The organism is Empedobacter sp. ULE_I140 (genome assembly GCF_053482575.1).
The window spans coordinates 2,439,324-2,452,236 of sequence record NZ_JBQMTX010000001.1 but is presented as its reverse complement, the minus strand read 5'-3'; the positions used below and the strand labels follow the sequence as shown (position 1 = coordinate 2,452,236).

The 12,913-nt window shown below is 30.3% G+C and carries 18 protein-coding genes; 11 read left to right on the top strand and 7 right to left on the bottom strand.

What is annotated here, in order from left to right; all coding sequences use genetic code 11:
- Positions 1–10: 10 nt before the first annotated feature.
- Genes ACTS9J_RS11760 through ACTS9J_RS11750 form a run of 3 tightly spaced genes read right to left on the bottom strand, consistent with a single transcriptional unit; the run spans position 11 to position 1,187 of the window.
- Positions 11–280: an integrase core domain-containing protein gene (locus tag ACTS9J_RS11760; RefSeq protein WP_284583996.1), complete on the bottom strand. Its 270-nt coding sequence runs from the start codon at positions 278–280 to the stop codon at positions 11–13.
- Positions 277–897: a DDE-type integrase/transposase/recombinase gene (locus tag ACTS9J_RS11755; RefSeq protein WP_448353071.1), complete on the bottom strand. Its 621-nt coding sequence runs from the start codon at positions 895–897 to the stop codon at positions 277–279. The genes ACTS9J_RS11760 and ACTS9J_RS11755 overlap by 4 nt, the downstream gene beginning before the upstream one ends.
- A 23-nt stretch (positions 898–920) precedes the next feature.
- Positions 921–1,187 carry a transposase gene (locus ACTS9J_RS11750; protein ID WP_219033924.1) on the bottom strand — a complete coding sequence of 89 codons (267 nt, stop codon included), beginning with the start codon at positions 1,185–1,187 and terminating at the stop codon, positions 921–923.
- Between the two features lie 299 nt (positions 1,188–1,486).
- On the opposite strand from ACTS9J_RS11750, the gene ACTS9J_RS11745 reads away from it, so the two are divergent.
- From ACTS9J_RS11745 to ACTS9J_RS11725, 5 genes are read left to right on the top strand one after another with little or no spacing between them, the layout of a single operon-like run.
- Complete coding sequence (locus tag ACTS9J_RS11745; protein ID WP_448353269.1) at positions 1,487–2,215, top strand: hypothetical protein; 729 nt, start codon at positions 1,487–1,489, stop codon at positions 2,213–2,215.
- Positions 2,208–4,046, top strand: coding sequence for a T9SS type B sorting domain-containing protein (locus tag ACTS9J_RS11740; RefSeq protein ID WP_416410841.1), 1,839 nt, complete (start codon positions 2,208–2,210; stop codon positions 4,044–4,046). Before ACTS9J_RS11745 ends, ACTS9J_RS11740 begins: the two co-directional genes overlap by 8 nt.
- Before the next feature lie 17 nt (positions 4,047–4,063).
- Complete coding sequence (locus ACTS9J_RS11735; RefSeq protein WP_416410842.1) at positions 4,064–4,735, top strand: PorP/SprF family type IX secretion system membrane protein; 672 nt, start codon at positions 4,064–4,066, stop codon at positions 4,733–4,735.
- The gene (locus tag ACTS9J_RS11730; RefSeq protein WP_448353268.1) at positions 4,732–5,022 is read left to right on the top strand and encodes a hypothetical protein; all 291 of its coding nucleotides are present in this window, start codon (positions 4,732–4,734) and stop codon (positions 5,020–5,022) included. The genes ACTS9J_RS11735 and ACTS9J_RS11730 overlap by 4 nt, the downstream gene beginning before the upstream one ends.
- 33 nt (positions 5,023–5,055) lie before the next feature.
- Positions 5,056–5,811 (top strand): GLPGLI family protein, encoded by a 756-nt coding sequence (locus ACTS9J_RS11725; RefSeq protein ID WP_448353267.1) that lies wholly within the window; start codon positions 5,056–5,058, stop codon positions 5,809–5,811.
- A gap of 31 nt (positions 5,812–5,842) precedes the next feature.
- Here the strand turns inward: ACTS9J_RS11725 and ACTS9J_RS11720 are convergent, their stop codons facing one another.
- From ACTS9J_RS11720 to ACTS9J_RS11705, 4 genes are all read right to left on the bottom strand, one after another.
- Positions 5,843–6,784, bottom strand: coding sequence for a PstS family phosphate ABC transporter substrate-binding protein (locus ACTS9J_RS11720; protein WP_260542555.1), 942 nt, complete (start codon positions 6,782–6,784; stop codon positions 5,843–5,845).
- Entirely contained in the window at positions 6,768–6,962 is a 195-nt protein-coding gene (locus tag ACTS9J_RS11715) for a C4-dicarboxylate ABC transporter (protein ID WP_171623327.1), read from the bottom strand. Before ACTS9J_RS11715 ends, ACTS9J_RS11720 begins: the two co-directional genes overlap by 17 nt.
- A gap of 173 nt (positions 6,963–7,135) precedes the next feature.
- A complete protein-coding gene (locus ACTS9J_RS11710) occupies positions 7,136–7,678 on the bottom strand; it encodes an energy transducer TonB (protein ID WP_448353266.1) in 543 nt (180 codons plus the stop codon).
- Complete coding sequence (locus ACTS9J_RS11705; RefSeq protein WP_448353265.1) at positions 7,617–8,084, bottom strand: hypothetical protein; 468 nt, start codon at positions 8,082–8,084, stop codon at positions 7,617–7,619. The genes ACTS9J_RS11710 and ACTS9J_RS11705 overlap by 62 nt, the downstream gene beginning before the upstream one ends.
- A gap of 124 nt (positions 8,085–8,208) precedes the next feature.
- Here ACTS9J_RS11705 and ACTS9J_RS11700 point away from each other — a divergent pair, with 124 nt between their 5' ends.
- The 6 genes from ACTS9J_RS11700 to ACTS9J_RS11675 all read left to right on the top strand — a co-directional run bounded on the left by ACTS9J_RS11700 (position 8,209) and on the right by ACTS9J_RS11675 (position 12,903).
- Positions 8,209–8,664 carry a hypothetical protein gene (locus ACTS9J_RS11700; RefSeq protein ID WP_415542231.1) on the top strand — a complete coding sequence of 152 codons (456 nt, stop codon included), beginning with the start codon at positions 8,209–8,211 and terminating at the stop codon, positions 8,662–8,664.
- A 111-nt stretch (positions 8,665–8,775) separates the two neighbouring features.
- On the top strand, positions 8,776–9,747 hold the full coding sequence (trpS, locus tag ACTS9J_RS11695; protein ID WP_286495867.1) for a tryptophan--tRNA ligase: 972 nt from the start codon (positions 8,776–8,778) through the stop codon (positions 9,745–9,747).
- A 119-nt stretch (positions 9,748–9,866) separates the two neighbouring features.
- Positions 9,867–10,196: a HesB/IscA family protein gene (locus ACTS9J_RS11690; RefSeq protein WP_291047513.1), complete on the top strand. Its 330-nt coding sequence runs from the start codon at positions 9,867–9,869 to the stop codon at positions 10,194–10,196.
- A 1-nt stretch (position 10,197) separates the two neighbouring features.
- Entirely contained in the window at positions 10,198–11,052 is an 855-nt protein-coding gene (locus ACTS9J_RS11685) for a hypothetical protein (protein WP_416410846.1), read from the top strand.
- Between the two features lie 4 nt (positions 11,053–11,056).
- A complete protein-coding gene (sufB, locus tag ACTS9J_RS11680; RefSeq protein ID WP_114999857.1) occupies positions 11,057–12,514 on the top strand; it encodes a Fe-S cluster assembly protein SufB in 1,458 nt (485 codons plus the stop codon).
- Positions 12,515–12,558: 44 nt separating this feature from the next.
- Complete coding sequence (locus ACTS9J_RS11675) at positions 12,559–12,903, top strand: four helix bundle protein (RefSeq protein ID WP_219035200.1); 345 nt, start codon at positions 12,559–12,561, stop codon at positions 12,901–12,903.
- Positions 12,904–12,913: the final 10 nt, after the last annotated feature.

Below are 12,913 nucleotides of genomic sequence, written 5' to 3'. Positions count from 1 at the left end.
CTTCCCCTTGTTAAGAACACTTAAAAGTAGAGTTTTTATTTAATATTATTGTATTATTATTTTGATTAATTTGAAATGTAGGAAAATCATTAGGATTTTTGACCTTACCATATTTCAATAAAAAGTTTCTAGGAGAAAGATATTGCAAAGAACTATGTGGTCTTTCATTGTTATACATCCACATCCAAATTTCTGTATAATTTTTCATTTCTTTGATATTTTCAAATAAATAAGCATTTAAAAAATCTGTTCTAAAAGTTCTATTAAATCTTTCAATCAAAGAGTTTTGCGTAGGTTTCCCAGGTTGAATATAATATAATTCAATGGCTTTTTTTGACAAAATAGTTTTAGTTTTTCAGCAATAAATTCTGTACCATTATCTACTCTAATTTTCTCAGGTTTCCCTCGCCATTCGATTAGTTTTTCTAGTTCAGAAATTACTTTAGCTGAAGGTAAACTTGTGTCGATACAAATACTCAAAATTTCTCGATTAAAATCGTCTATAATATTCAAACTTCTCACGCTTTTTCCGTTTTCTAAACTATCATGCATAAAATCCATACTCCACGTTACATTTGGATAAATCGGACGTAAAAGCGGCTCTTTAATACTTGCAGGAAGTCTTTTTTTACGTTTATTACGTAGGTTAAGTTTCATCGAAGTATAAATTCGATAAACTCGTTTATGGTTCCAAGTAAAGCCTAAATTTCGTAAACGATAATGCATCATCCAAAAGCCCCAAGTTTGATGCTCGTTAGATAGTGCTATCAATTGAAAACGTATTTTATCATCCTCATCTTTACGTACTTTTTGATAATAAAAAACGGATGTTCTTAAGCTAAATAGACGACAAGCCCTGCGAGAACTTAGTTGATGTTTTGCTTTTGAATACAACACCAATTCTCGTTTTTCACAAGGCGTTATAGCTTTTTTTCGATAACATCTTTTAAAACTACGTTTTCTAAAGTAAGCTCTGCTACAATTTTTTTATATCGGGACAATTGCTTCTCTAGTTCCTTTAATTGAGCTAATTGATGGGCTTCCATTCCGCCATATTTACTCTTCCATTTATAAAAAGTGGGTTGGCTTATTCCATGTTCACGACAAATTTCATTGACTGTTTTGCCTTGATTTTGTTTTGATAAGATCTTGACGATCTGAACTTCTGTAAAATTGCTTTGTTTCATAATTATCCCTAAGTTAATAAACTATATTTTTAAACGTTCCGTTTTTTAGGGAAGATTACAACATAACAAAAGAGAAGGGTTTAAAGGGTGGTAAATTAAATGATTGTATATCAAATTCTACAGATGGTTTTGTAAGTGCTTTTGAAAATGGAAGTAAGTTAAAAGAAGGAGAAATTATTGTAATAGCAATTTATGGTACAGATAATCCAATTTTAGAGTTAACAATTAGTGGAGCTAAAACAGTAGATAATCTTGTTTTTGATAACCATTGTTATACAGATGATTATTTATTATCAGATGTGAAGACCAAAATTATAAATGATATTAGAGTTTCAGACCCAAGTATAAATGTTGGGAATATAGAATTTTATAAACCAGATAATACATCTACAAATGATAATATCAGCTATATTAACGGAATAGAACAAATTTTGTATGCCAGAGTTTATGATAATTCTAATAAATTAGTTTATATCTATAAATCTATAAAATTCAAATTTATTCCAGAGTTGATTTATACAGTTCAAAACAAAACAGAACAATATTGTGCTACGTCAATAACTTTTTTAAAAGAGGATTTAATTAGTAGAATATCTCCATCTATTAATTCCTCTAAATATGCAGATTATGAAGTATATGTTGATGACGCAATTGTTAATGGAAATATTCCTTTAAATAATTCTAATAATTATAGAATCAAATTAAAATATATTGGTGCTGAGTTCTGTTCTATAGATTTATTTTCAAGAGAAGTTGAATTTAAGCTAATTAACTCAAATCTTATTTTACCTTCTGGAAAATTTGCAGAAGTTTGTAATACTGAAATTTTATCAGAAGCTGAAATTTTAACTGCTTTAGGAGTTGACTCAACTATTTATCGTTTAGTGAATATGCCAACAACACCTTATAATTTTATTGGGAATGAAGCTAAGTTTAATGTTCAGATTGAAGATCGTTCTGATGCATCTTGTACAAGTAATATTGTAGAGTTTACAGTTAAGAAAAAAAACAAATGTAGATTTGGATAATTTGACTTTAACTTTTTGCCGAAGTGATTTTTCTTTTTCTGAATTTGAATTAATCATCAATAATGTAAAAAAGAATGATAATTTAGTTACTATAAATTTGGTTTATAATGGTACAAGTTATATTGAATCACAACTTCAAAATTTGTATAATGAGATTTACAACAATAGAACACAAACAAGTTTTAATTTATCAATTACAGGAAATAAAGCTGGTTTTTGTGAATCTACAGCTCCGTTGAAAATTACGTTAAATGATTCTTCTATTCCTACAAAACCTTTTGAAGTTTTATTCAATCCTGTTTGTTTAGGTGTGACACAAAATTATACTTTTGATATAGATGAAATAAAAGAACATATTAAAGATAAATTTGGAATTTCAAACATTACAGATTTTGATATTTTTAATTTAGATGGAACACCATTTTTACCAGTTAATGTTAATGCAAATTCTAATCAAACATTAAGTTTTAAAATAAAAAAAGTTGGTGAAAGCTGTTTTTCAGAAGATATGTATTTAATTGTAAAAACAGTTAATCAACCAAATGTTGTATCTGCAACATTTTCAGGTGTGTTTTGCGAAGGAGAAACATTAACAATTGATGATGATTTATTAAAAAATAATTTCGGACTAAATGTTTTTGATTACAAAATATTTATTGATGGAACAGAATATATTCAAGGAAATTCTATCCAAAGAATATTGAATTTTGGAGGAAATACTTCTTTGAATATTCCAATTGAATTTAAAAATACATTAAGAGAGATTTGTTTAACAGCTGTAGAATTAACGGTCAATAAAAAACAAGATTTAATTGTTGATGTTCCTTCATTAGAAAGTTATACAAAAGCGAATCCAATTGTTTTTTGTGAAGGTGAAAACGATGATGCGAAAACTCAAATTCAAGCAATTTTAGATTACATTCAAACTAATTATTCTTTAACAAGTTCTAAAACAAAAGATCAAATTTTTGATCAATTTAATTCTAATCAAGGTTCAGTAGATGTTGATTTTTATAATTTGGACTATTGTGGTGTGATTACCTTAAAATTAAACTACAAGAAAAATTCTTTACCTAATATCGAGGTTGAAAATCCAGATCCATTGTGTACAGGAGAAAAATATAAGTTAGATTTTACAACTCAAACAGATTACGATAAGTATTATTATGAGGTAGAAAAAGAAGATGGAACTAGAATTTTAGGAACATATATTTTTGAGCTTGATGCAGGTAATTATAAAATTACAATTGAAGATAAATTATCGGGTTGTTCTATTGTTAAAACGTTAGTTGTTTCTCTTTCAGTATTGCCTACAATTGATAAAATTACAATCAACGAAAAAAGTATAATTGTTTCTGCAAAAGGAAATGGAAAGTTAGAATACGCTTTATTTGATTCTAAAGGTGATATAATTATAGATTGGCAAACAAAGAATGAATTAATTATTCCAGATAATATCAAAAATAATAATTTTACAGTAAGAGTAAGATTGAATAATTGTGGAGTTTCGGAGCGTAAAAATGTTATTTACCTTGCTTTACCAAATGTTGTAACACCAAATAATGATGGTTTTAATGATGTTTGGCAACCAATGACAAAAGATGGTAAAGTTACCGATACATCAAATTCGTACAAATTGATTATTTTTGACCGTTATGGAAAACAGATATTGACACAAGAAGGAACAGATATTATAAAATGGGACGGAACGCTGAATGGTAAACCTGTTGCAGATGGAACATATTGGTATTTGTTAGAATTTTCGAAGCAATCAGATGATTTACAAGTTTTATATTCTGGTAGTATATTAGTTAAACGAAAAATCAATTAATTGATTGAAAAATATTTATGAAAAAAATAACACTATTCATATTAACACTATTTTCACTTTCGAAAGTAGAAGCACAACAAGGATTACCGTTTTACAATCATTATTTGGTGAGCGATAAAATGTTAATTAATCCTTCGTACGCAGGACAAGACCCGAATGTGATTTCTATAACAGGAACGCATCGCAATCAGTGGGACGATTTACCTGAAAGTCCAAGTACACAAACGGTAAGTGCGCACGGAATTATTGTCGATCGTTTGGCGTTGGGAATGCAATTTTTCAACGATAGAAATGGGGCAGTTAAAATGACTGGTTTCGGAATTAATGCAGCATATCACATTCCTATTGATGATAGAAGTTATGATGGAGATGAAATCTATGTTTTCTCTTTCGGTGTTGGTGCTTCTAATGTTTCGCAGCGTTTTGATTATTCAAAAATTATCGCGGAAGATCCGAATGACCCTGCTTTACAAGAAGATAAATATTCTACATATTTTGCGAATTTGGGATTGTCTTTCAAATATGCTGGTTTCTCCGCTGGAGTGTCGGTTTTGGATATTCCGTTAAGCCAAAATGTGTATTATGTGAACAATGTAGAGCCTTTGCCAACGTGGTATTATTTCAATGTTGGATATAAATGGAACGTTTCCGAAGGAATTGCGTTAGAACCTTCTTTGGTGTATATTTGAACTCGAATTCGGAGCGTCATTTGGATATAAACTTGATGTCGCATATTGGTTTTGGAGACAATAATCAAGGCGTTGATATTGGAGTAGGGTACAAGCAAGGAATGGATTCTAAAAATAGCAATCCGTTGTTTGTTTCTCCAATTCTAAAGTTTAAAGTAGGTTCTTTAAAAGCAGGAATTTCATACGATATTGGTTTGTCCGATTATCAAGTGGATGGACGTAAGAACGGAATGTTATTTAGTTTAGGTTTCGATTTACAAAATCCTTGGGGAGCAAGATTTGATTAATGATTTAAGTATAAAACACTAAACAATTATACTATGAAATTATCGTTATTACTTTTTATTATTTCATTCAATATTTATGCACAAAATATTGAAGTTTTGTACGAAAAGTATACAATTTTTGATGCGCAAAAGTCAAATTATTCTATGACTGTAAATGATGTAAAGCTATCAAAATCAGAGGTTGTAAAAAGACTAAATGAACAAATGAAGATTCCAAAAGAATTTAGTTTAATAACCAATAAAGAAATTTCTAATTATAAAGCGTACGAAAAAATTGATAATAATAATGAAGGATCAAGAACAACAAGCTATACATTATCTTCGAATGGAGGAAATGGTGATTTAGTAAAACAATTTGTATCTGGATTTTATTACCATGAAGCTGATGTTTATGGAAAAAAGTTTGTTATAAAGGATACATTGCAAAACTTTAATTGGGTTCTTACGAAAGAAACAAAAACAATAAATGGATTCAATGTTAAAAAAGCTACAGCAAAAATAAAAGATGTTAATTTAACAGCATGGTATGCAGTTGATTTGCCTTATAAAACTGGTCCGGATAAATATCAGGGATTACCAGGGTTAATCTTAGAGGTTGTACAGGTGAATAATGATGATATTAATACTGTGATTTCTTATAAAGCCGTTTCCATAATAGAAAATAAAAAGAATAAATTAGAACTTCCTAAAAAAGGAAAAATTGTTTCATTAGAAGAATATAAAGTCAATTATAAAGAAATTATTGATAAACAGAATGAAATGATTAGTGAGGGGGTTAGTAAAGATTAATAAAAAAACCTTCCAATTCGGAAGGTTTTTGTTATTGTATCGGTTGTTCTAAATTATTAATCTGAACTTCTCTTTTAAATATGTAATAAGGTTGAAGACTTTCGCGCGTCACAATTTTCTGTCCACGTTGTGATCCTACAAATCGCGTAAATCCAGCGCCAATTCCAAAACCAACTTCATTTTTTAGGATATAAATTTCGCGATAAAAAGGATAAACACCATATTTCAAATTCGGAATAGTTGGTAATGCTAAATTTCCTTTATCATCTGCAATGGCTAATATTTTTACCTTTTTTAGGTATTCTTCAACTTTCGGATTTCCTTTGTCGCTCAAAATATTCAAGCCTATAATCCCGATTGCTGTTTTATCTTTTTGCAAATAATCAATCACTTTTTCTGCATCGCCCATTGCATTTACTTTTGCCCCTTTTTCTACTGTTAATTTTAGTTTATCATTTACAGTATTGTAATTGGCAGAGTTTGGATGATCAAAAACAAAGGTCATTTTCGGATCATTTTTATACAAATTATCTTTGATATCTGTAGTCGTAATAGAATTGATTGGATGATCAACAGAAGTAATGAAAACAGTTGCATCCAATGCAATTACAGATGAGATATACTTGGTTGTCGTTTTGTTAAATAAGTGTTGTTCTTGTGCTTTTGTTAACGGTTTACTTACCATTAATAATGGAATTTTACCTTCATAAAAATCTTTGATTGCTTTTTCTTCAATCTCTTCATTTATTGTGATTTTTACATCTGGATAATCAACCATATACATATTTGCCAACGAATTAGCCAAATTTTTAAAACTTGGATCTACGGTCATTGTCAAATTTCCATATTCGTGTAAAGCTCGTTTAACAGGAGTTTTTTGTTCGGCTTTTGTTAATTTTTCTTTGTCTTTACAACTAAAAGTGGAAAAAACAAGAAAGGCTGAAAGTGAAAGTAAACTAATTTTTTTGATCATTTTTATAAGATTTTATTCCACGATATACGCGAAAAGCTCCATAAACAATAAATAAAATCCCCATTAACATCGCGTTTGTATCATCTAATTTGACGATAAAAAACTGATATTTCCAAGTAAAAATTCCGATCAAAAAATAACCGAAACCAATCAATCCGTAAACAATACTCTTATTCATAATTCGCGACGAAGTTACAATTTTATTGTGTTAAGATTGACTTAAAACTTAAATTTTATACGATATATATTCATTTTTAGCTAAGTTTTTTTGAGAAATTATTTCTTAAACAAGATGAAACCATCGCACTTAAAAATAGAATGCAATGGTTTCAGAAAGAAAAGTATGATGAATTATTCTGCTGTTTGAAATTTGACAGGGATAGAGAAAATTAAATTTGCATCAGAACCATCTTCTAATTTGGCAGGTGTTATTTTTTTACCTTTTCGTAGAATTTGTTTATTGATTCGTTCTAATGCAGATTTAGCTTCTTTTCCTAAATCTTGATTACTTCCGTTTAATGGTTTTACCTGCGAAATTTCACCATTTTTATTCACGACAAATTGCATTTTTGCAACCGCTGTACTCAAATTATTTCGAGATGCAGTTTCACTAAAATCACTTAATTCATATCCCAATTCTTTTGAGATTTTATCGCTCATACATTTTGTTAAAGCGACATTTCCTTTTTTACTTTCATTTTCACAACCAGGATAAATCGCCATCACAGCAGCATTTTTAGCTGTAATTGTAACATTCGTATTAATCATAGGTTTTTCAACTTTTGGTCCTTCTGCAATACTTGTGTTTTGTCCGCCAGTTTTATTCCCTGTGTCACTTACTTCGCCGCCACCAACTTGTCCAGTTGATGCTTCCTTCTCTATTTTCTGTTCCAAGATCAACACCTTTCAATTCATTAACAGGTTTTATCGTTTCTTCAACTTGAGGATTCTCTTTTGGTGTTGGGATAACATATTTCACTTGTTCTGTTTTCAATTGAATTGTTTTCTCTTCCATCGGAGGATCTTCTTTTGGTGGAGTTACATCTTCTTTTTTTGGAGGTTTTACAGGGTTAAAATCTTCCATATTAACAGTAACTCCAGGAAGATCAGTAGAAATTGTTGTAGCTTTCATTGCTCTGTTATTCGCATAAATAGTTCCTCCTGTAATTAATGCAACAAGACCAATCCCTACAAAAAGAGATTTCATCAAATCTCGACTTGCAACTTGTCTTAGTTGATAAGCACCATATTCTTTGTTTCGATTTTCGAAAAGAATGTCTAAAAAAGCTTTGTTACTCATATCAATATAATTTTAAGGTTAATACTTGTTTTTTCTTTATAGATTCATCTTTTAACAAAAAGGTTGGTTGAGGTTTGAAAAATTTTCGAAAAAAGTTTAATTTTATTGAAAAGTATTGGATATTATGTTGAGGTTTTATTGTAGTTTTTTAATGATTTATTGTTTTAATTATATAATTTTTGGGCAAAATAGAGTTTCAGATTCTATCCAGATTAATGGGGTTTATCGCGATGTCGATGGGTTTGCAATGGCAGATTATGATGTAAAATTATATGATAGCAACATTTCGACTAAAACAGATGATAATGGAAAGTTTACTTTAAAAATTCCAATAGAAATAAAGGATAGAGTTTATTTGGAATACAAAGATTTTAATGAGGTCATTTATAAATTAAAAGTGGATGATTTTCAAAAAGAATTACGACTTAGAATGTACGAAAATCCAGCTGTTAAAAAGAGTTATGTAACAACTTCAGATGGTCCAAGAAATTATAATTTTATTGTTAAAGAGAAATCATTTTTCAGAAAAATAGGTCGCACAATTTCTTGGCCATTTCGGCAAATTGGGAAGCTTTTTTAGTTCATCCATATGTTTTTCGTCATTCTAGTCAATTAATTCAAATAAACTTCTCGTTACAATTGGTGCATTTCGTTGATTAAGTTTATCTTTGCTTCTTAAATTTTTAAACAAATGCCAAGAATACTTACAGGAGTTCAAGCTACTGGAACTCCGCACTTAGGAAATATTTTAGGAGCAATTTCTCCAGCAATCGAATTAACGGAGAAAGAAGGAAATGACTCTTTCATTTTTATTGCTGATTTACACGCTTTAACGCAAATTAAAGATGCGGAAGTGTTAAAACAAAATACGTACGAAGTGGCTGCAACTTGGCTGGCATTAGGTTTAGATCCTTCGAAAGTAGTTTTTTACCGTCAATCTGATGTGACTGAAACAACAGAATTAACATGGTATTTATTGAACTTCTTTCCATTTCAACGTCTTACTTTAGCGCATTCTTTCAAAGATAAAGCAGATTATTTAGCAGATGTAAATGCAGGATTATTTACGTATCCAATTTTGATGGCTGCGGATATTTTATTGTATGATGCTGAAGTTGTACCTGTTGGGAAAGATCAATTGCAACATTTAGAAATTACACGTAGTGTTGCCGAAAAATTCAATCACCAAATGGGAGAAACTTTTGTTTTACCACAAGCTGCAATTGATGAAAATATTATGTTGATTCCAGGAACTGATGGAAACAAAATGTCTAAATCAAGAAATAATTTTATCAATATTTTCTTACCAGAGAAACAATTGCGCAAGCAAGTAATGTCGATTGAAACGGATTCAACTCCATTAGAAGATCCTAAAAATCCAGATACAGACAATGTTTTTGCTTTATACAAATTATTGGCAACGCCAGAACAAGTAGAGGAAATGCGTCAAAATTATTTGAATGGAGGTTACGGATATGGTCATGCAAAACAGACTTTATACGAATTAATTTTAGAGAAATATGCTGATGCGCGTACTAAATTTGATGAGTTGATGAATGATAAAGTGACTTTGGATGCATTTTTAGAAAATGGTGCATTGAAAGCAAGAGATGTTGCACAAAAAGTATTGAAACGTACGCGAAACAAATTGGGATTGAAGTAATTTGATCAAATTGTAAGTTGGCGATAAATAATATAACTTAAGCGATTGTTAATATTTATATCGTTCATTATTTGAAGTCATTTTAAATAAGTATCTTTGCAATATAAAATTAGAATCAAATGATTAAGGTTTCAGAATCAGCAAAAAATAAAATAATATCACTTTTACAAGAAGAAGGAACTTCTATAGAAGAATCTTTTGTTCGCGTAGGAGTTACGAGTGGAGGATGTTCAGGTTTAAACTATAATTTAGAGTTTACGAAAGAACAAAGTGCAGAAGACAAATTGTTTGACGACAATGGTGTAAGAATTTTGGTTGACAAAAAATCATTCTTATACCTTGTTGGAATGACATTAGAATATTCAGGAGGGTTGAATGGAAAAGGTTTCGTGTTCAATAATCCAAATGCATCTCGCACGTGTGGTTGTGGAGAAAGTTTTGCAGTTTAAGATGAAAAAAATAGCTTTATTCGTTACGTTTTTGATTGGTTTTGTCGCTTTTGGACAAAATACAATTGTAGAAAAAGATTTGATGGTTTTTCAACCAACAGAATCTTCAAAAAAGTTGAATAAAGCTTATTCAGAACATATGTTTTTCGGTTTGTTTAATGTAAAACCTTTTATAAAAGCGTTAGACTTAGACGAATCAAAAATCAAAACAATTACCATTACCAATGCATCAAACAAAAAAGTTGCGTACAAAGCAAATTATGATGCGACAGGAAATCTTCTTGATTTTGAATTGACAGATGAGGTTGCAACGCCAACTAAAGTAAGTTATACGTACAAAGATGGTGTAATTTCTGCCGAAACAATAGCAAGAAAAGGAAGTGAAGTAAAAACAAATCAATTCTTTTACGACCAAGAAAATATGTATGTCAAAAACGGAAATAAACTTTTTGATATCATTTGGTTAGAAGGAGATGTGATGTTGAAGAAAACCTATATGGAGCAGAAAATTGGTTTTGAAGACCGATTAATGCACGATTGTAGAATTACAAAATCATTAGGTCAAGACATAAATAAGATTTGTTATAGCAATTCGACATTTAAGGTGCCATTCAAAATAAAAGAATATACGCCAGATGTTGCACCAAAAACAGAAAGAATTAATTTGGTAGAAGGACCTTTGTCAGAAATTAAATTAATTGCTCAAAATAAATATCAGATTTCGAAAAATAATCAACCACAATTTGAGGTGATTTTAGATCAAAATCAACGATTAAAAGAATTCAAATTTTTAGGAAATAAAGCTGATAAACAGCAACCTTTACAGTTTAATTTTACCTATACATTTTATAAATAATAAGATGAGTAACACAAAATATACAGAAGACGATCTACGTGAAGATCTTGCTAGCCAAAAGCAATATGAGTTTGGTTGGACGACTGAAATGGAATATGAAGAATTCCCAGTTGGATTGAATGAAGATATCGTGCGTGCTATTTCAGCCAAAAAAGAGGAGCCTGAGTGGATGACGGAATGGCGTTTGGAAGCTTACCGCGCTTGGGTTAAAATGGAAGAACCAGAATGGGCAAACGTAACTTACGAAAAGCCAGATTTTCAGGCTATTCAGTATTATGCAGCTCCAAAACCAAAGAAAGAATTAGCAAGTTTAGACGAAGTTGATCCTGAATTATTAAAAACTTTCGAGAAATTAGGAATTTCTTTAGATGAACAAAAACGTTTGTCTGGAGTTGCGATTGATGTGGTTTTTGATTCAGTTTCAGTAAAAACAACTTTCCGCGAAACATTAGCAGAAAAAGGAATTATTTTTATGTCAATTTCGGAAGCAATTAAAGAACATCCAGAATTGGTGAAAAAATACATTGGTAAAGTAGTTCCGCCAACAGATAACTTTTATGCAGCTTTAAACTCGGCAGTTTTCTCGGACGGATCATTCTGTTATATTCCAAAAGGTGTTCGTTGTCCAATGGAATTATCAACGTATTTCCGTATCAACTCTGCAGGAACAGGACAGTTTGAGCGTACTTTATTAATTGCGGACGAAGGTGCTTATGTTTCGTATTTAGAAGGTTGTACAGCGCCAATGCGTGATGAAAACCAATTACACGCTGCTGTGGTTGAGTTAATCATTATGGATGATGCTGAGATCAAATATTCTACTGTACAAAACTGGTATCCTGGTGATGATAAAGGAAAAGGTGGAGTTTTCAACTTTGTAACAAAACGTGCAGTTTGCGAGAAAAATGCAAAAGTATCGTGGACGCAAGTTGAAACAGGTTCTGCGGTAACATGGAAATATCCATCTTGTATCTTAAAAGGAGATAATTCGGTAGGTGAGTTTTACTCAATTGCGGTAACAAATAATTATCAACAAGCGGATACAGGAACAAAAATGATTCACATCGGTAAGAATACGAAATCGACAATTATTTCGAAAGGTATTTCTGCTGGTAAATCTCAAAACTCTTACCGTGGTTTGGTGAAAGTGATGAAAAACGCTGAAGGAGCACGTAACTTCTCTCAATGTGATTCATTGTTGATGGGTAACGAGTGTGGTGCGCATACTTTCCCTTACATCGAAATCGAAAATAAATCGGCTCAATTAGAACACGAAGCAACAACTTCTAAAATTGGTGAAGATCAATTGTTCTATTGTAATCAACGTGGTATCGATACTGAAAAAGCGATTGCATTAATCGTAAACGGATTTAGCCGCGAAGTATTAGACAAATTACCAATGGAGTTTGCCGTTGAAGCGAAAAAATTATTAGAAATCTCATTAGAAGGTTCTGTAGGATAGTTATTAATAATGAGTTGATGTGATAATTTGTTAATGAGTTAATGATGGAAAAAGATAATATCATTTTAAAATTAACTTTAGAATTTTCACTATTAATTATAGAATATTGTGAAGAACTTGAATTGGATAAGAAATTTGTTATTTCAAATCAATTATTAAAATCAGGAACTTCAATAGGAGCAAATATTAGAGAAGCTCAAAACGCTGAAAGCTTGAATGATTTTATTCACAAGTTTAAGATTGCAGCAAAAGAAATTGATGAAACCAAGTATTGGTTAGAATTATGTCAATTATCTAAAAATTATCCAAATACAGAAAGTTTATCTGATAAATTGGTAAACATTTCTAAAATTGTGAATAAAATTATAAGTACATCAAAATCAAGATAATTAAAGAATT

Bases quoted from the DNA above. Each gene is read 5' to 3' on its own strand.
- ACTS9J_RS11750 (WP_219033924.1), bottom strand. From the start codon at position 1,187: ATGAAACAAAGCAATTTTACAGAAGTTCAGATCGTCAAGATCTTATCA.
- ACTS9J_RS11735 (WP_416410842.1), top strand. From the start codon at position 4,064: ATGAAAAAAATAACACTATTCATATTAACACTATTTTCACTTTCGAAA.
- ACTS9J_RS11725 (WP_448353267.1), top strand. From the start codon at position 5,056: ATGAAATTATCGTTATTACTTTTTATTATTTCATTCAATATTTATGCA.
- ACTS9J_RS11720 (WP_260542555.1), bottom strand. From the start codon at position 6,784: ATGATCAAAAAAATTAGTTTACTTTCACTTTCAGCCTTTCTTGTTTTT.
- ACTS9J_RS11715 (WP_171623327.1), bottom strand. From the start codon at position 6,962: ATGAATAAGAGTATTGTTTACGGATTGATTGGTTTCGGTTATTTTTTG.
- ACTS9J_RS11705 (WP_448353265.1), bottom strand. From the start codon at position 8,084: ATGAGTAACAAAGCTTTTTTAGACATTCTTTTCGAAAATCGAAACAAA.
- ACTS9J_RS11700 (WP_415542231.1), top strand. From the start codon at position 8,209: ATGTTGAGGTTTTATTGTAGTTTTTTAATGATTTATTGTTTTAATTAT.
- trpS (WP_286495867.1), top strand. From the start codon at position 8,776: ATGCCAAGAATACTTACAGGAGTTCAAGCTACTGGAACTCCGCACTTA.
- ACTS9J_RS11690 (WP_291047513.1), top strand. From the start codon at position 9,867: ATGATTAAGGTTTCAGAATCAGCAAAAAATAAAATAATATCACTTTTA.
- ACTS9J_RS11685 (WP_416410846.1), top strand. From the start codon at position 10,198: ATGAAAAAAATAGCTTTATTCGTTACGTTTTTGATTGGTTTTGTCGCT.
- sufB (WP_114999857.1), top strand. From the start codon at position 11,057: ATGAGTAACACAAAATATACAGAAGACGATCTACGTGAAGATCTTGCT.
- ACTS9J_RS11675 (WP_219035200.1), top strand. From the start codon at position 12,559: ATGGAAAAAGATAATATCATTTTAAAATTAACTTTAGAATTTTCACTA.